The 15,622-nt window shown below is 60.5% G+C and carries 16 protein-coding genes; 10 read left to right on the forward strand and 6 right to left on the reverse strand.

Translation table 11 applies throughout. From position 1 onward, the window contains the following. Nucleotides 1-261: 261 nt before the first annotated feature. On the forward strand, nucleotides 262-771 hold the full coding sequence (locus RZE77_RS31635) for a DUF1993 domain-containing protein (RefSeq protein ID WP_319442635.1): 510 nt from the start codon (nucleotides 262-264) through the stop codon (nucleotides 769-771). Nucleotides 772-1,426: 655 nt separating this feature from the next. On the opposite strand, the gene RZE77_RS31640 is transcribed toward RZE77_RS31635, so the two are convergent. Further along, nucleotides 1,427-2,404 (reverse strand): IS5 family transposase, encoded by a 978-nt coding sequence (locus tag RZE77_RS31640; protein ID WP_319442636.1) that lies wholly within the window; start codon nucleotides 2,402-2,404, stop codon nucleotides 1,427-1,429. Nucleotides 2,405-3,183: 779 nt separating this feature from the next. Here RZE77_RS31640 and earP point away from each other — a divergent pair. The 5 genes from earP to RZE77_RS31665 all read left to right on the forward strand — a co-directional run bounded on the left by earP (nucleotide 3,184) and on the right by RZE77_RS31665 (nucleotide 7,545). After that, nucleotides 3,184-5,472: an elongation factor P maturation arginine rhamnosyltransferase EarP gene (gene earP / locus RZE77_RS31645; RefSeq protein ID WP_319442637.1), complete on the forward strand. Its 2,289-nt coding sequence runs from the start codon at nucleotides 3,184-3,186 to the stop codon at nucleotides 5,470-5,472. 143 nt (nucleotides 5,473-5,615) lie between these two features. After that, the gene (locus RZE77_RS31650) at nucleotides 5,616-6,083 is read left to right on the forward strand and encodes an SMI1/KNR4 family protein (RefSeq protein WP_319442638.1); all 468 of its coding nucleotides are present in this window, start codon (nucleotides 5,616-5,618) and stop codon (nucleotides 6,081-6,083) included. Between the two features lie 252 nt (nucleotides 6,084-6,335). Beyond that, nucleotides 6,336-6,785, forward strand: a complete 450-nt coding sequence (locus RZE77_RS31655; protein WP_319442639.1) for a hypothetical protein — start codon at nucleotides 6,336-6,338, stop codon at nucleotides 6,783-6,785. Between the two features lie 34 nt (nucleotides 6,786-6,819). Continuing rightward, the gene (locus RZE77_RS31660) at nucleotides 6,820-7,125 is read left to right on the forward strand and encodes a hypothetical protein (RefSeq protein ID WP_319442640.1); all 306 of its coding nucleotides are present in this window, start codon (nucleotides 6,820-6,822) and stop codon (nucleotides 7,123-7,125) included. A 57-nt stretch (nucleotides 7,126-7,182) separates the two neighbouring features. Next, nucleotides 7,183-7,545 (forward strand): hypothetical protein, encoded by a 363-nt coding sequence (locus tag RZE77_RS31665; RefSeq protein WP_319442641.1) that lies wholly within the window; start codon nucleotides 7,183-7,185, stop codon nucleotides 7,543-7,545. Between the two features lie 37 nt (nucleotides 7,546-7,582). On the opposite strand, the gene RZE77_RS31670 is transcribed toward RZE77_RS31665, so the two are convergent. The 5 genes from RZE77_RS31670 to RZE77_RS31690 form a co-directional block, all read right to left on the reverse strand. Continuing rightward, complete coding sequence (locus tag RZE77_RS31670) at nucleotides 7,583-7,765, reverse strand: hypothetical protein (protein WP_307597319.1); 183 nt, start codon at nucleotides 7,763-7,765, stop codon at nucleotides 7,583-7,585. Between the two features lie 213 nt (nucleotides 7,766-7,978). Beyond that, the gene (locus RZE77_RS31675) at nucleotides 7,979-8,317 is read right to left on the reverse strand and encodes a DUF2185 domain-containing protein (protein ID WP_319442642.1); all 339 of its coding nucleotides are present in this window, start codon (nucleotides 8,315-8,317) and stop codon (nucleotides 7,979-7,981) included. 959 nt (nucleotides 8,318-9,276) lie between these two features. Then, nucleotides 9,277-10,098: an ABC transporter permease gene (locus tag RZE77_RS31680; protein WP_319442643.1), complete on the reverse strand. Its 822-nt coding sequence runs from the start codon at nucleotides 10,096-10,098 to the stop codon at nucleotides 9,277-9,279. Between the two features lies 1 nt (nucleotide 10,099). Next, nucleotides 10,100-10,948 carry an ABC transporter permease gene (locus tag RZE77_RS31685; protein ID WP_319442644.1) on the reverse strand — a complete coding sequence of 283 codons (849 nt, stop codon included), beginning with the start codon at nucleotides 10,946-10,948 and terminating at the stop codon, nucleotides 10,100-10,102. A 31-nt stretch (nucleotides 10,949-10,979) separates the two neighbouring features. Beyond that, a complete protein-coding gene (locus tag RZE77_RS31690) occupies nucleotides 10,980-12,008 on the reverse strand; it encodes an ABC transporter substrate-binding protein (protein ID WP_319442645.1) in 1,029 nt (342 codons plus the stop codon). A 298-nt stretch (nucleotides 12,009-12,306) separates the two neighbouring features. Here RZE77_RS31690 and RZE77_RS31695 point away from each other — a divergent pair, with 298 nt between their 5' ends. The 4 genes from RZE77_RS31695 to argE all read left to right on the forward strand — a co-directional run bounded on the left by RZE77_RS31695 (nucleotide 12,307) and on the right by argE (nucleotide 15,622). Then, on the forward strand, nucleotides 12,307-12,720 hold the full coding sequence (locus tag RZE77_RS31695) for a RidA family protein (protein WP_319442646.1): 414 nt from the start codon (nucleotides 12,307-12,309) through the stop codon (nucleotides 12,718-12,720). A 5-nt stretch (nucleotides 12,721-12,725) separates the two neighbouring features. Continuing rightward, nucleotides 12,726-13,397: a DUF1028 domain-containing protein gene (locus tag RZE77_RS31700; protein ID WP_319442647.1), complete on the forward strand. Its 672-nt coding sequence runs from the start codon at nucleotides 12,726-12,728 to the stop codon at nucleotides 13,395-13,397. A 65-nt stretch (nucleotides 13,398-13,462) separates the two neighbouring features. After that, a complete protein-coding gene (locus RZE77_RS31705; protein ID WP_319442648.1) occupies nucleotides 13,463-14,422 on the forward strand; it encodes a LysR substrate-binding domain-containing protein in 960 nt (319 codons plus the stop codon). 42 nt (nucleotides 14,423-14,464) lie between these two features. Then, nucleotides 14,465-15,622, forward strand: a complete 1,158-nt coding sequence (argE, locus tag RZE77_RS31710; RefSeq protein ID WP_405547757.1) for an acetylornithine deacetylase — start codon at nucleotides 14,465-14,467, stop codon at nucleotides 15,620-15,622.

A 15,622-nucleotide genomic window follows, 5' to 3' on the forward strand; every position in this document is an offset into this window, starting at 1 on the left:
GTCTTCGGCTCGACGAGCATAGGGGATGAACGCATGACTGCGATGCAGCGATCGCGGTCTGTCGTGCGTCTGCAATTGCCGTCCGCTTCTTGCTAGTGAACTGCCCTTCAACGCGGCTGCTCCGACTACCAGCGGGAAGAAAAGCTGGCCACAAAAGCCGGGGCGATTCAGTTCGCCCTGTGCTGTTAGCCTTACATGGTCGGCAGGGCCTCTGCCACGCCAACTCCGGCCATCGTGCCCAATTTTAGAAGTGAACTCACTATGACCAACCCGCTGTACAACGCCTCCGTTCCCGTCATGCAGCAGATGCTGCGCGCCCTGTCCGACGTGCTCAAGAAGGCCGAAGACCACGCGACGCAAAAAAATATCGATCCAAATGCGCTGCTGCAGGCGCGGCTGTTCCCTGACATGTTTCCGCTGGTACGTCAGGTACAGATCGCCGCAGACTTCTCCAGGGGCATTGCCTCCCGCCTGGCTGGTGCCGAGGTGCCGTCCTGGCCCGACACTGAGGTCAGCTTCGCCGACCTGCAAGCGTTGATCGCCAAAGCTTTGGCCCATATCGGCTCCTTCAAGTCTGAGCAATTTGATTCAAGCGAGAGCCGCGAGATCGTATTGCGCCCCGGCACCCCCAAGGAAAAGAAGCTGACCGCAGGCGCATATCTCCTGCACTATGGACTGCCGCAGTTTTTCTTCCACGTGACCACCACCTATGCCATCTTGCGCCACAACGGTATTGAGATCGGCAAGCGCGACTACATGGGTGCCTACTGACCCAAGACAGACAGGAGTTCAGCCACTCTGGCCACTGCCGCTCGATAGCAACTAGAGCCTCTGTCGCTGCACGATTTCAGCTAGCTGTGGACGGAGGCTTTATCTACCCTAATTTGCTTGGCGCCTGGTCAAAGCTGACCAAATGTCTGCTGCGTTGTCTGTGAATTACACAGTCGACCCGTTGCGAGCGTTCGACGTTGGTCTGCTGATGGCGGCTATGCAGCGGTTGCCGACGTCCCTCGGCCTCGCGCGAATGGGTACTATCGGCCAGAAGCCGACACTCATCTCCATCGTCCACTTGAACTCGCCTGTTCGCGTATTCGGAAGTACGAACCCCCAAGGACACCTGGCAAATCGCGATGAAGCATCGATTGTCTGAGGCGCGCAAAGCCTTTCTTGGCTGGCCCTTTTCGCACACAGGAAGATTCTGGGGCGCCGCAACGGTGGCATGCGTTGTCGCGCCTGTCGGCTATTGGAAGCTTGCGCCTCTGGAGGCGGGGCAACTCGCAGTACTTGCCGTTTATCTTGCTCTCGCTCTAGGGAAGGTCTGAACAGGTCACAAATTGGCGTGCGCTGAGGGCCAATGGTGTGCATGGTGATGAACCGCATCGCCGGATGCCCCGAAGCGACAAGACCTGCCCCTCATCCAGCGCCCTCAGACTGTTTGCGGACGCACCTGCTCCAGCATCGCAATCAGCTTTCTGCGGGCCATCCACAGGTTCGACAGCGCAAACAGCGTGATCACATGCGCCGTGTTCTTGGCCAGTCCCTTGAACCTCACCTTCACGAGCCCGAACTGCCGCTTGATCACCCGGAACGGGTGCTCCACCTTCGCGCGGATGCTCGCCTTCTGATACTCCAACTTGCGTGCCCTGGCCTTGGCGCGGCCCTCTGGCATCTTCGCCATGTCGCTGGGTCGGCCCGCGATGTGCCATTGCACACCCCGCTTCACACGGCTCTGCGCTCCCCGGTAGCCCGAGTCTGCCCATACGGCGTCCTCTTTGCCGTGAAGCAGGTCGCCCACCTGTTCCACGTCGGCCTCGTTGGCCGCAGTGGTCGTCACCGTGTGAACCAGCCCCGAGTCCGCATCCACACCGATGTGCGCCTTCATCCCGAAGTGCCATTGGTTTCCCTTCTTCGTCTGGTGCATCTCAGGGTCTCGCTCGCCGCTCTCGTTCTTGGTGGAACTGGGCGCCGAGATGATCGTGGCATCGACAATGGAACCTCTCTTCAGCAGCAGCCCCTTCCTGGCCAGGTGGGCGTTGACCTGCTTGAAGATGTCTTCGGCCAGATCGCTGGCTTCCAGCAGGTGGCGGAAGTTCAGGATGGTCGTCTCATCGGGGATGGCCTCCAGACCGAGTCCGGCGAACGTGCGCAGCGAGGCGATCTCATACAGCGCTTCTTCCATCGCCGGGTCGCTCAGGGCGAACCAGTTCTGCATCAGGTGCACGCGCAGCATGGCTTGCAACGGGTAGGGTCGACGGCCTCGGCCTGCCACTGGGTAGTGAGGTTCGATGACCTTGAGCAGCGCCTTCCACGGCACCACCAGTTCCATCTCGCCAAGGAAGACTTCGCGCCTTGTCTTCTTCCTCTTGCCCGCTTGCTCGGCATCCGCAAAACTGATCTGGCTCATCGCTCTTGCTCCTTTGCAGGGTTCAGCCCTCATGCAAGAAACGTGCTCTTGATCAGACCTTCCTTAGAGAATCGTCTCGGGACGCTTCTGCCTTTTGCCGTGCTGGCAAACAACGATGCGCTTTGCTTCGACTGCGACTCGGGCGAGTCGCAGGTCGTCCTCTGGAGCAACGAGCGGTCTGTAGAGGGCGAGCCGTCATACGAGCATGTAGCGGATTCGTTCGACGAGTTCTGCGCGGCACTCTCGTCGGTGGCTACCGGGTGACCGCGATGGGCTCGGCGGGCCTGGAGCGGGGTCAAAGCTTCCGATCAACCGGCTACAGTCGGCCACAACCAGACATTCGACGTGGCCGCCCAACTCGGCCTCACTATCCACTACAACAGTCATTCATCCTCCAAGCCCAAGGCTGCAGAGTTCGTGCAACCGGCGTCCGCTTTGGAGCGGGGCCACTGGCGGCTCCCGATCCCATTTCCGCTGTTCTGCAAAAGGTCGGTGCGGAGCTGGAAGGGCGCATCACAGAGTTTTGTCACAACGAGTCAGACCCGACGAGAGATTGATGATTCAGGCCGGGGGCGCTCAATCGAGAGCGTTGCGGTGGCCGAGCCCGCCGTTGCAGCAACATGGGTGTTTGTTGCTCTTCCAACCGCGGCATGCTTGGAAAGCGTGTGCGCACTGACCCGTTTGCGAACAACAATCGGCAGAAATAGCCATTGGAAAAGACGCCTGCGATCACCCCGGCAAGGTCATGCGTTGGGTGCAAGAGGCAGGGCTACAAAGACATGATCATCGATATTTTCTGCTCCGTCGACGGCAATCGTGACCGCTGGGCATTGTGCTGGCGGATGGCGCGCGAACTTGTACAGCGCGAGCAAACGGTTCGCTTGTGGCTCGACGATGAACACGCAAGGCGCAGCATTTCCGTTTATGAGGTCGGGTACTTTCCGATGTACGCGGAGAACTCCGCGCAATGGTACGGCGACACCAGTGTCACTCGCGGCAGCATGGACCAGCGCAGCAAGGTTCAGGTGAGGCCCTGGCCGTCCGAAGGAAAATGGCTGTCCAGGCGTCGGCCCCCTGATGTCGTCATCGAGGCATTCGGATGCGGCCTACCTGATGCGGTGGCCGAGGAGATCAACCGATTCCCTAAGCCTCCTGTGTGCGTCGCACTGCATTCATTTTCGAGTGCCACCCACACCTATTCGAAGAAGTCAGCCAGCCGCTCTGGACTCTTTGCCTTGCCAAGGGTTTCTGTTCACGTTCTCAAGGCGGGTCTGTGGGACGACGGATTGCCTTGGAATTCGAACATTGAGGCAGGCGTCTTTGACGTCGCAAAATGGAGGACAGCGTTTGCAGAAGGCTGGCTGCGCCGACCTCTCGGGACGGGCGAGCGATTGATCAGCATGTGCGCGCCCACCAATCCCCAGGCACTTCAGGATCTTTACGGCATCTTGGAGCGAGACTCCATGTCCTCGGTCGTTTTGATGCCGAGATGCGACCCGATCGATGGACGTGATTGGGCATTTGGCATCGAGCATGGCCCGAATGTCAGGTCGATCGACGTTGGCCCCTTGTCACAGGATAACTTTGACGATCTGCTCAAAGGGTGCGACGTCAATTTCGTCTGTGGCGAGGACGCGATCGTCAGAGCATGGAAGTCCGGCCGCCCCTGGATCTGGCAGGAACTCTTCAGCGCACGCACCAACGGAGCCGACGAGTCCGGGGAACTCTTGCGAAAACTGAAGGCTCCCGCCACGCTTCTCAATATCCATGCTTGGTGGAACGGTAGACACCATGAGAAGCCTGAGGTGCATGACCTCTTCGATCGAAGTCTTTGGCCTGATGTCCATCTGCTGGGCGGAAACAGAGATTACGTTGCCAACTTGCTGACGCTTGTTTTGCCACTGGTGGGAGAACCCGAGGCAAAGCGAAAGCGAACACCACCCGCCGAAAGCACCTCGCAGGAGGGAGACCTGGAACACCTGCCGGCACGCGCAGGTTACGCCATTCGGGACGAAGTCATCGAAAGAAAAATTCTGACGGTTGGCATGGGCAGTTCTGTCGACTACTTTCACAACACCATCCTGCGCAAGTGCGAGCTGCGCGTTGTCAGGACTACGCGCCAATCCATGAACTTTGCCGCAACGTTCGACGAGTGCGACATCCGACCAAAGTCACCGATGAAAAACAAGCAGATGCGGGACAACATCTTCCTTCGCTGCAATTTCCGTGGGCATTACATCGGCTGTGATTTCGGTTCATGGCTCGAGGGAAGCAAGGGCCGAGCCGAAGACTGCGATTTTTCGGGCTGCCGATTGCATCTGACCAGGTTCTTCAACTCCGAATTGTCACGCCTGAAATTGCCAGGCTGGCCACACGTCTATCTCATCGGCGATTCCAACGGCACATGGGTCACAGAATGGGAGAAGGCATCGGCGATGCTGCCACTGCGACTTGCCTCACTCCATAAGCTGGGAACGAGTCGTAAGGAGACCGTGCTTGCCATTCACTTGCCTGACTTTGAGATTGACGCAGAAGCGGTATGGCCGTTGATCCAGGACATGAAATATGCATGGTTCCCGGGAAAATCCGACAAGCCGCGAGCGGCCGAGCAGGCTGTTGCAAAACTAGCCGAGCAGAACGAGGCGCACAAGCTTCAGAATCAAAAAGATATCGAGCGAGTTGCCATATGGAACCTGTTGCAGCGGTCGTGGCTATGCAGCGTTCGGAAGCAGTTAGACGGGTCGCCTGAGCTCTTGTTCGATACTTCGTTTTTTAAGGCGAGGGTTCCCGACGCGCCAGCGGAAGTCCTCGTGCGACTGAAGGAAGGATCTGCCAGCCGTCGCGGTAGCGAGGGCGCAACTGATGTGCTCGGAGGAAGTGAAGTTGTCGAGAAATTCATGCTGATGGGCGTTGGCCAGGAAGGGAATGACGTCGTTTTAAAACCGCATCGAAAGGAGAGAGGACAGTTCACGCTGAGCTACGCCTCCTACGAGGTGTTCGGAAGTGACGGTCAACCCATCCGTATCGACGACCTCCGCCAGGTCGCGAAAGCCTTTTGGACCATGTGAACGGGGCCACTGATTGAAAATGGGGCGACGCCCAAGTGCCGGAGTTGTTGACGACAGATCCAATGTCCACGCTTGGCGCCAGGTGCGACCATCGCGACGGGCCGGAGCCGGCCAGAACCGAACTTTTCAGCAGTTGACGCGACATGAACATTTTTACCTCGACGCGGCTTGCCGCATTGCTGAAACAAGGCGACTGTTACGGGTCGGTGCCTGAAGAATTGATCTCGGAAGTGGAGCATCGGCACGGGCTTGTGTTCCCCTCAGAGTACCGAGCGTTTCTGTTGAAATTCGGCGCCGCTCTCATGTCGGGGTGGGAAGTCTTCGGGCTGGTGCCTTCCACCACTGATGGTGAGGCCCCGACCTGGTGTGACATTCGTCCCCTGCTGCAAAGGCCAGCGCCCGGAGTACCAAGTGGTTGGGTGCCGATTTCCGATGACGGCATGGACAGTCAGTTCTATCTGGCCTGTGCTCCGGGAGACGGTCAAGGCGAAGTCTTCGTGCTCGGTCCCGATGCCGACGGCATTCGCGTATCCCCCAGCTTCTTCACATTTCTGAATCAAGCTACCAGCCTTGGGTTGGCTTCTCTGATTCCACAGCGGGCAAGCTCCTGAGCGTCTGCTCTGGAGCAGATCGAACGTCGCTTTTGGGCCCGCTAACGACAGTGTCGCGACCGGCTACAGTCGCCGCCAGTACCGGACATTCTGAGCGGCAGGCAGAATTCGGCCATCAGAGTTGACATTGGGGAAGTGATGGAGCTGACGGCGAGTGCAGTGAGGGTCTCGCGATGGTTGCGGGAGTACCGCGCATATTGCAGTATTGGACTGCTAGTCATTGCTGGCTTGATGCTGATGCACCGAGCAGAAATGAGGACTGCCGCCGAGAAGACTCTCACGGCGCGTGACGTAACGCTGAAGTACGTCGGACCGATTGAGAAAGCAATCAGCAGGTCTGGCATCAATCATGGAACGACGAAGTTCGACGCCGGTCTGGGCATTGGAATCGCAAACGACATTGATCGCGACGAGCTCCTGCTGAGACTCCGGCCCGTGCTATACGTTCCCTTTGCATCGGTTCTCAACGTCACACAGGAGCAAGCGGGCGCTGTTGAAGCCGCAGGTCCCAGAGTGCGGATAGGGTTGCACCTGGGTGAGGTCGTCACGTTGGAGGGCGCTGCTGGACCTGTTCTGTCGTATCAGGCATATATCGAGAAAATCGAGCGACGTCGCGGCCTATGGTTGATCGGGGCCATCGTGGCAGCGGTAGTCTCAGTGGCTATCTATGTTGGGACGTCGCGTGTGCGCACACACGAGTAGTGCCGCAGTCGGCCAAGAGCGGACGGTCGGACGTATGACGTTCAGCCCGCAGCGTTTGAAATCAACGTTCGCTAAAATTTTGTTGATGTCACGACGTACCAACCGCATGAGTGCTGAATTGGCGGCGTTTGCGCAGCAATACAAGAGGAAGGCGCAGCGTGGCGCCGAGCCGAACGATCGCGGGTACTCGCGAGAGGTAGAGGCTCTGATGAAACGACTTCCCGCCGCTGAGCTGTCCGCGGCGCTGAATTCGGACGGCGACGAGCGGCTTCCATCGCCGAAGCCCAAGAAGCAACCGCCCGATGATGGCCTCCCGATGAAAACCGGGCGTAGGCCTTGAGGCCTATATTCGGCCAGGACCGGACCTTCGACACCGGCATCAATTCGCATGGACCTTATGGCTACAAAGAACGATCTTTTTGAGGACATGGCAAGGGCACTGGAGGCGTGGTCGACAGCTGCGTCGGAAGCCCTCATCGACCCTCAATCCGACCTTGTCTGGGTAGAAGACGAGAACCCGTATCGCGAGATTCAACACGCTCTTGTCGCCGCTGGAGTGGCAAGAGAAACTCTGGCGAAGGTCCTTTCGGAATGCTTTCGTGGTCTCGGGCATTCATTCCTGGTTGCATTGGATGGCGGCACGGCTCTTGCCGCGAAGGGGCGCCTCTACGTGGTTGATGAACACGGCAGCAGAGTAGGCGAAGGCCTTCACGATGATTTCGTGGGATATCTCATTGACACCGGACGGCTGCCCGAATAGGACCTCCGCTTGTGGCCGAAATGGGCCGGTGAACACCTCAGGCCGAACGGCTGACGAGGGCCTGGAGATTTTCGTAGGCGTAGCCTCGGCGGTCGGTGATCAGCGTGTTCGCACGCGCAAGCAGAGCCTCGGGTATCGGTCCATTTTTCGTCAAGGCAAGTAGGGCGCTCGCGATTTCGGTCGCGCCGACTGCTTCGAAGGCTTCGGCAAATGTGCGCATGGCAGGTCCTCCGTACCGATGAATCAACCCGTCGATACCATCCTTGTCACAGTAGACCTCCGCCTCAGAGATTGCGAAGACCAACCTCTGAACACCGGCCAACGACGCAAGGCCATATCGCTCGCCGAGCTCGACCGCGTCCCGGATAACACTATCGGAATCCATGATTTCTGAGCCCTGCGTTTGAATGTCTGGTTCTGGCCGAATGCTGCGCTACTGGAGGGGGATGTAGGTGCCGTCGTCAGCCTTGTCAAAACGGCTGCCCGGCGCAGCCGCCAGATGAGGGACGATCGTTGGGTCGTAGTTGGCGACCGTGTTCAGGTCGTAAACCCCGTGGTTACCATCCCTCGCCATGTACGCCTCGTCTTCGTCGCCGGCGAAGAAGCGCCAGCCGCTGTCACCACCCGAGACAGGCGTTTCCCGGTGCATGTATCCGATGGGGAGCCCGTCGACCATGATTCGGTCCGTCGCAATGCACCAGCCGACCGACTCCACGAGCGGCTTGAGGTCTTCACTTTTGATCCTGAAGTTCTTCGCTGTGCTCGCATTCATCTTCTTCGTGTCCTCATGCCGAAGGTCTGCTCATGGCCGAACCCCGTCAGCGACGCGGCCGATTGATTTCATGTCGCCCTCGACGTACGCAGGACAACAAGGCTGCAAATCCTATTCCCCAGGTCGCACTTGTCAGGAGCGCTGGAAGAGCGAATCCACCTGGACCGTCATAGGTCAAACTGCGTCCAGGCGAAATCAGTATGTTTGCAAGCGGCACCGCCCCGTTTGCAATCGCTGAATCGAGCCATGTCCAAGCGTTTCGGTCCTTGAACCCCAGCCCGAAGGCGGCGTACATAAGAGGCCCCGTCCAAAACAGTGCTGTGAAGATCGCGTGCGCCAACGTCCCTACCAGGACGAGACGCCAAAATGAAACTGGCTTTTGCGTGGGCATCGCGATGTCCGCTCCATGGTTGATTTTCGACCGACGCACCGTCAGTGCGCATACGCCCGCGATGGCTTCGTTGTAAGGCAGCGACGAACGTCCGGTGTTGGCCGACTGTAGCCGGTCGCCGCCTCGCGCTTCAGGCTCACTTGAGGCATTGGGCTTCCTCCAAAGCGGACGCTTGCGAGCATGAGATGTGGCACTACCCGAGCCGTTCAGTAGGAGTACGGAGAGATCTGAATAAACGGGTCGACCTGCACCGTAAAGCCGTATGGCGCTGAGCGGTATTGTCAAAGCGGCCAGCAAACAGGTTTGCAGCCGCGAACTCGATAAACCTCCCGCGCTTGTCGTCGACGACCCTGGCACCGGGACAGTCCAGCAGGCTCAGGTTGATAACCGGTTCAAGCTGCGTCGAACAATAGACACCGACGGTAACGTCACCGCTCATGGGCCACACCCTCAGCTCAAGGCGTAGTTCTTGACGATGAACAACATAATGAAACGAGACCCCGTACTCCTCTTCATCTGGAGCTACTCCCAGAAGGTCACCGCAATCGTCCCCACCAGCAGCGCCACGCTAATGGTCGTCCTCGATGTTGAGGACTTTCCCCAGGCCCAGAAAATAGTTGGCAAACGCAAGCAGTGCTGCCGTCACCGCAATGTAGACAGCGGAGAGCGCCGCCAGGGTCGGGTCGGCAAACTCCCGCACATAGTTGTACATGGCCACCGGCAGCGTCTGCGTGTCCTGTGTCGTCACGAAAAGCGATGCGGTGAATTCGCTGAACGACATGATGGCGGCGAACAGCCATCCACCGAAGAGCCCCGGCGCCAGAAGAGGAACCGTGACGGTGAAAAGCACCTTCACCGGCGACCCGCCCAGGCTGGCCGCCGCCTGCTCGAGCCGTTCGTCCAGGTTCTCCATGGAAACATAGACGCTCCTGAGCACAAAGGGCAGCACCAGCATGACGTGGCACAGGATGACGATGCCGTATCCACGTTGCACCGAGGTCTGCGACACCAGGATGAGCAGGCCCAGCCCCAACGTGAAATGCGGCACCACCAGCGGCGAATGCAGGATCGCGAGGAGGAGCTGCTTGCCGCGGAACTCCAGCCGCTTCACGGCGATGGACAGACACGTCCCGATCACCAAGGCCAGGAAGGAAGACCATCCGGTGACGACCATGCTCGAGCGGAATCCTTCCTGGAAATCCGGATAGCTGAACACCCGCGCAAACCACTTGAGCGAATACGATTCAGGCGGAAAGGCAAGGATCGCTTTTTCGTTGAATGCGGCGATCGTCACCACCACCACCGGCAGCAATACGAATGCAAGCAGGATGGCGATCAGCAGCGGCCCGGCAACACGCAGCGGCAGAGGCAGGGAACTTCGGATCTTCATTTCAGTGTCCTCCAACGGCCTTCAGGCGCTTCGTCAGGAGTCCCAGGGCAAAGAGCGCCGCGGTCGTCATCAGCAGCCCCATCACGCTCAGGCTGGCTGCCAGCGGAAAATTCATGGAGGAAAAGCCGAGTTGGTAGACCAGGGTCGACACCGTGGGCACGCGGCCTCCGCCAATCATCTGGGGCGTTGCAAAGGCACTGAAAGTCCAGGCAAAGGCGGTCGTGATGCTGGCCAGGATGCCCGGCATCGAAAGAGGCAGCGTGACCGTGACGAAAGTCTTGACAGGGCCCGCGCCCAGGCTTTGCGCGGCCTTTTCATAGTCGCGGTTGATGTGGGAGATCGCCGTGGCAAGCATCAGGACCACCACGGGAATCGTCACGTGCACCAGCGCGACGAGCACGCCCAAGTGGGTGAACATGAGCTCGAACGGCCATTCGATCAAGCCGAGCTTTCGCAAGGTGCCGTTGATGAAGCCGTTGCTGCCCAGCACGGCGATCCACGAGTAGGTCCGGACGATTTCACCCAGGAACAGCGGCGTGATCGAGACGATCAGGATGAAGGATTTGAGAGCCCGGTTCTTCACGCGAACCAGGGCGTAGGCCAGGGGATAGGCGGCGACAAGCGAGAACACCGTCGTCTCCACACTCAGCAGCAAGGTATTGGCAAACGCATCGAGATAGATCGACTTGCCCATGCCGGAGAAATTGGCGAAGGTCAGCCCGCCGACATCCAGTGAGCCGGGGACAAACGCCCGAAAGCTGAACTGGAACACCGCGGCCAGTGAGACGGCGATGCCCATCGCGACAATGACGGCTGGAGATACCAGCCAGGCCCGTAGATCGGAGCGCATTCCTGAACCTTGTTCCAGAGACCCGACGGGGTCAGTTCATGATGTTCTCGGTGAACCACTTGCGCCACTCGGCAGTCTTCTCGGCGCGCAGCTTGTTGTCGATGACGATGGTCTGGGTTTCCCACTGTGCCTTGGTGGTGAACACGCCCGGCAGCTTGGCGTCCTCGGCCGAAACCGTTGCGTTGTCGACGACCGGGCTGGCCTTCTTCGAAGCCACGATCTTCGACTGCACTTCGGGCGACAGCGCAATGTTCAGGAACTTGTGGGCCAGGTCGGCCTTGGTGCTTCCCTTCATGATGGCCATGGTGTCCACGCCGAGCACCGCACCTTCCTTGGGCATGACCACCTTGATCGGCACGCCCTGGCTGACCATGTGGTACGCGTTCATCGAAAGAATGACTTCCACGGGCGTTTCCCCGGTGGCGATCAATTGCTGCGCATTGGCGTCGTTGGTATAGAAAGCCTTGAAGTTGGGCTTGAGCGCCTTGAGTTTGTCCTGGCCTTTTTCCCAGGACCTGGCATCTCCGCCCGACAGCATGGCGGAAACCGCAATCAAGTGGCTGGGGTCGAAGTCAGGGGCGCTGATCTTGCCTTTCAGGGCCGGATTCCACAGGTCGTTCCAGCTTTCGAACTTGACGCTGGGCGGCAGCAGGTCGGCGCGATAGCCGATGGAATACACATAGGCCCAGCTGCCGATGTGGTACGGGCTGATCCTGGCGCGCTCGACCAGGCGGCTGGCGTTCGGGATCTTGCTGCTGTCGAGCTGCTCGAACAGGTCGCTGTTGACGTAGAGCCAGCCGACATGCGAGGTCGTGAACGTGATGTCGCTTTCGGGCTTGGAGGCGAGCTTGGCCTTGTTCAGGCGGTCGATGGTGCCGCCGGTCACGTACTTCACCGGCACGCCGGTCTGCTTCGTGAACTCCTTGCCGATGTTCTCGTCGATGAGATCGCGGAAGCTGCCACCCCAGGTGCTCACCACCAGGGCGTTGTCCTGCGAGTAGGCCGATGTGGCGGCCAGCGTGGCGGAAAGCACGCACAGTGTCAAAAGCTTGCGAATCATTGAAAACCCTCAGATCGAAAAGTTGAACGTTGGTCGGAGCCGGCAATCCGTCGGCGAGTCGCACTGAAGGTGCAAGCGTTGCGCCAGCACCATGTCCACTCACCTCGGCGACCGGATGATGTGGAACTCGCGACCTGCGGCCAAGTCGCCTTTTACTTAGAGGTGCCTCAATTTTCCTGATGGGCGCGGGTCCGCGGGCAAAGCTCGGAAATTCCTAAACGGTCGCCCGGAAAATACAAATGGCACCGATGTCCCGCGCCGATGACCATTGCCGTTCCCGTCATCAGCCCCCAGCAACATGAAGCACACCCGCATCCGGCCTTTCAATACCAAGGCCACGTACCCGGAACAGAAGCTCGACAACGACCTTTGCCAGGCCGTCGTCGCCCGAGGCAGCACCGTTTTCCTGCGCGGGCAGATCGGACAGGACCTTGAAACCTCCGAGAGCGTCTGTATCGGCGATGTCAGCGGTCAGGCAGAGCAGGCCATGGCGAACATCGCGATGCTGCTCAAGGAGGCCGGCGGCGAACTCCAGGACATCTGCAAGATCACGATCTACATCATCGATCCGCGCTACCGCGAGGCCGTCTATCTCGTCGTGGGCCGCTGGCTGAAAGGGGTTTTCCCCGTGTCGACAGGCATCGTGGTGTCTGCCCTGGCCCGCCCGGAATGGCTGGTGGAAATTGATGCCACCGCCATGATTCCAGACTGAGCCCCATGACGTTCTCCATCATCGCGCGCTGCCCCGCCACCGGGCAGTTCGGTGCTGCCGTTGCCTCGTCCTCCCCCGCAGTCGCCGCGCGTTGCATCCGCGGCCGCACGCACGTGGGCGCCGCCGCCAGCCAGAACATCACCGACCCGGACCTGGGCCCGCTCGCCCTGGACCTGCTCGCCAGCGGACTGACGCCGGCGCAAGCGGTGGCCGAGCTGCAAAAGCGTCCCTTCATCGACTACCGCCAGGTGATGGCCATCGATGCGTCGAACCCGCCGGTGGTTTTCACCGGGGCCAAGGCGCTCGGCACCCTGGCCAGCGTGGTCGGCACACATGCGGCCTGCGCCGGCAACATGCTGCTCACATGCGAGGTGCCCCAGGCGATGCTCTCGGCATTCGAGAATGCCGAAGGCCCGCTGGCCGAACGCCTGATGCAGGCCATGCTCGCCGGCCAGGCGGCCGGTGGCGAGGAAGGCCCCGTGCATTCGGCCGGCCTGCTGGTCTACGGGGAGCAGAACTGGCCGATCGTGGATCTGCGGCTGGACTGGGTGGAGCTCGACCCGGTGCAGGCCCTCTACGCCACCTGGAAGGTGTACGAACCGCAGCTGCAGGCCTACATCACGCGGGCGCTCGACCCGCGCGCAGCCCCCAGCTTCGGGGTGCCTGGAAACCTCTGAAGGGCCGCCGGTACACTGGACCGTCAACGTCCCGCGCCGTTCTCCAGCCTCTTCTCTACCTCGACATGCTCAACCGCGTTTCCTTGCGCCAGATGGAGTATTTTGTCGCCACCGCGACGCACGGCAGCATCGCCGCTGCGTCGGCGCAGATCCATATCTCCTCGCCTTCGATCTCCGCGGCCATTGCGCATCTCGAGTCCGAGCTCAACGTGCAGTTGTTCGTCCGCCATCCCTCCAAGGGACTGGGACTGACCGCCATCGGCACCCTGGTGCTGCGGCAGTGCGAAGACGTGCTCGACCAGTCTTCCCGCCTGTATGAGATCGCCTCGGATTCGAGCGATGTCATGCAAGGCGTCTTGCGAGTAGGCAGCTTCCAGTCGCTCACCGCCATGATTGCACCCGAGGTCATCTTCGGATTTTCCCGGGCGTTCGAGACGGTGGAAGTCGAGATGGTCGAAGGCGACCAGGTGGTCTTGATGAACAAGATCCGTGCGCTCGAGATCGACCTGGCGATCACCTACGACCTGCACCTGGGCGACGACATCGAGTTCGAAACCCTGGCGACGCTGCCGCCTTATGTGCTGGTGAGCGAACTGCATCCGTTGGCGCAGGAGAAGGCCGTCACGTTCGAGGAGCTGGCACCCCAGCCCTACGTGCTGCTCGACCTGCCGATGAGCCGGGAGTACTTCACCTCGCTTTTCGCCAAGGCCGGCGTCACGCCGAACATCGTGGCGCGCTCGCGGTCCGAGGAAGTGGTGCGCTCCATGGTGGCCAACGGCATCGGGTATGCGCTGTTCAACGTGCGGCCCAAATCGAACCAGGCGCTCGACGGCAAACGCATGGTGCGTGTGCGCCTGGCCGGCACCCATCGCCCGATGCAGCTTGGCCTGGCCACGTACAAGCCGATGAAGCAGTCGCGGCTGACCCGCGTCTTCATGGAGCGCTGCCGCGCCTACATCTCCGACCAGTACATCCCCGGCATGAGCGCGGCGAGATTCTTCGACCCCCACATCGCGGCGCCCTGAAGCGCCCAACGCATCGCCATGGATCAAGAAAGTGCCGCAAGCATGTCCAGCACCTCGCTGCTGGAAACACTGATTGCCTTCCCTTCGGTTTCCCTGAAGCCGAACATCGGGCTCATCCACAAGGTGCAGGAGATCCTGGCGGAAGCCGGCATCGAATCGACCCTTGCACCGGACCCGCAGGACGCCAGCAGGACCAACCTGTTCGCCACGGTGGGGCCGCAAGGCGTTCCGGGTGTGCTGCTCTCGGGGCACACCGACGTGGTGCCTGTGGACGGTCAGCCCTGGACTTCGCCGCCCTTCGAGGCCACGCACAAGGACGGCCGCATCTACGGACGCGGCGCGGCCGACATGAAGGGCTTCGTCGCCTGCGCCGTCATCGCCATGGTGGCTGCGGCCCGCAGGCCGCTGAAGCGCCCCCTGCAACTGGCCCTGTCCTTCGACGAGGAGATCGGCTGCGTCGGCGTGCGCCACCTGCTGCGCCGGCTCGAGAACGATCTTCCCGCGCCCTACCTTTGCATCGTCGGCGAGCCCACGCTGATGCGCATCGGCACGGGTCACAAGGGCAAGTCCGCCTATCGGGCCGTCTGCTGCGGCCAGGCCGGCCATTCGGGCCTGGCACCAAGATTCATCAACGCCGTCCACATGGCGAGCGACCTCGTCGCGTCGATGCGCGAGGTGCAGCGCGAACTGTCGGAGACCGGCCCTCGCGAAGAGGGCTACGGCGTGCCCTACTCCACGGTCCATGTCGGCGTGATCCACGGCGGACGGGCCCTGAACATCGTGCCCAGCGAATGCGAGCTCAGTTTCGAGATCCGCCATGTCTCGCAAGACCAGCCCGAGGAGATCCTGGCCCGCGTGCTGCAGCGCCTGGCCGACCGCGTGGCGGCCGATGCGGTGCATCCCGAGGCGCCGTTGCCGGACATCCAGCTGACCAACAGCTATCCCAGCCTGAGCACGCCTGAGGATTCGCCGGCCGTCGGCTTGCTTGGTTCCTTGCTGCCCCCCGGCACCCGCTGCACCAAGGTCGATTTCGGATCCGAAGGCGGCTTGTTCAAGCAGAGCTGGCGCGAAACCCCGGTGCTGATCTGCGGCCCCGGCAGCATCGAGGTGGCGCACAAGGCCGATGAATACGTGGAACTGTCGCAGATCGAAGCCTGCGACCGGATGATGGCCGCCCTCGTCGACTTCCTCTGCCAGTAG

Source organism: Variovorax sp. SPNA7 (genome assembly GCF_033807855.1).
Taxonomy (GTDB): domain Bacteria; phylum Pseudomonadota; class Gammaproteobacteria; order Burkholderiales; family Burkholderiaceae_C; genus Variovorax; species Variovorax beijingensis.

What these genes read in the sequence shown, in the direction of transcription:
- RZE77_RS31635 (WP_319442635.1), top strand. Translation starts at nt 262, where the DNA reads ATGACCAACCCGCTGTACAACGCCTCCGTTCCCGTCATGCAGCAGATG.
- RZE77_RS31640 (WP_319442636.1), bottom strand. Translation starts at nt 2,404, where the DNA reads ATGAGCCAGATCAGTTTTGCGGATGCCGAGCAAGCGGGCAAGAGGAAG.
- earP (WP_319442637.1), top strand. Translation starts at nt 3,184, where the DNA reads ATGATCATCGATATTTTCTGCTCCGTCGACGGCAATCGTGACCGCTGG.
- RZE77_RS31650 (WP_319442638.1), top strand. Translation starts at nt 5,616, where the DNA reads ATGAACATTTTTACCTCGACGCGGCTTGCCGCATTGCTGAAACAAGGC.
- RZE77_RS31655 (WP_319442639.1), top strand. Translation starts at nt 6,336, where the DNA reads ATGAGGACTGCCGCCGAGAAGACTCTCACGGCGCGTGACGTAACGCTG.
- RZE77_RS31660 (WP_319442640.1), top strand. Translation starts at nt 6,820, where the DNA reads ATGACGTTCAGCCCGCAGCGTTTGAAATCAACGTTCGCTAAAATTTTG.
- RZE77_RS31665 (WP_319442641.1), top strand. Translation starts at nt 7,183, where the DNA reads ATGGCTACAAAGAACGATCTTTTTGAGGACATGGCAAGGGCACTGGAG.
- RZE77_RS31670 (WP_307597319.1), bottom strand. Translation starts at nt 7,765, where the DNA reads ATGCGCACATTTGCCGAAGCCTTCGAAGCAGTCGGCGCGACCGAAATC.
- RZE77_RS31675 (WP_319442642.1), bottom strand. Translation starts at nt 8,317, where the DNA reads ATGAATGCGAGCACAGCGAAGAACTTCAGGATCAAAAGTGAAGACCTC.
- RZE77_RS31680 (WP_319442643.1), bottom strand. Translation starts at nt 10,098, where the DNA reads ATGAAGATCCGAAGTTCCCTGCCTCTGCCGCTGCGTGTTGCCGGGCCG.
- RZE77_RS31685 (WP_319442644.1), bottom strand. Translation starts at nt 10,948, where the DNA reads ATGCGCTCCGATCTACGGGCCTGGCTGGTATCTCCAGCCGTCATTGTC.
- RZE77_RS31690 (WP_319442645.1), bottom strand. Translation starts at nt 12,008, where the DNA reads ATGATTCGCAAGCTTTTGACACTGTGCGTGCTTTCCGCCACGCTGGCC.
- RZE77_RS31695 (WP_319442646.1), top strand. Translation starts at nt 12,307, where the DNA reads ATGAAGCACACCCGCATCCGGCCTTTCAATACCAAGGCCACGTACCCG.
- RZE77_RS31700 (WP_319442647.1), top strand. Translation starts at nt 12,726, where the DNA reads ATGACGTTCTCCATCATCGCGCGCTGCCCCGCCACCGGGCAGTTCGGT.
- RZE77_RS31705 (WP_319442648.1), top strand. Translation starts at nt 13,463, where the DNA reads ATGCTCAACCGCGTTTCCTTGCGCCAGATGGAGTATTTTGTCGCCACC.
- argE (WP_405547757.1), top strand. Translation starts at nt 14,465, where the DNA reads ATGTCCAGCACCTCGCTGCTGGAAACACTGATTGCCTTCCCTTCGGTT.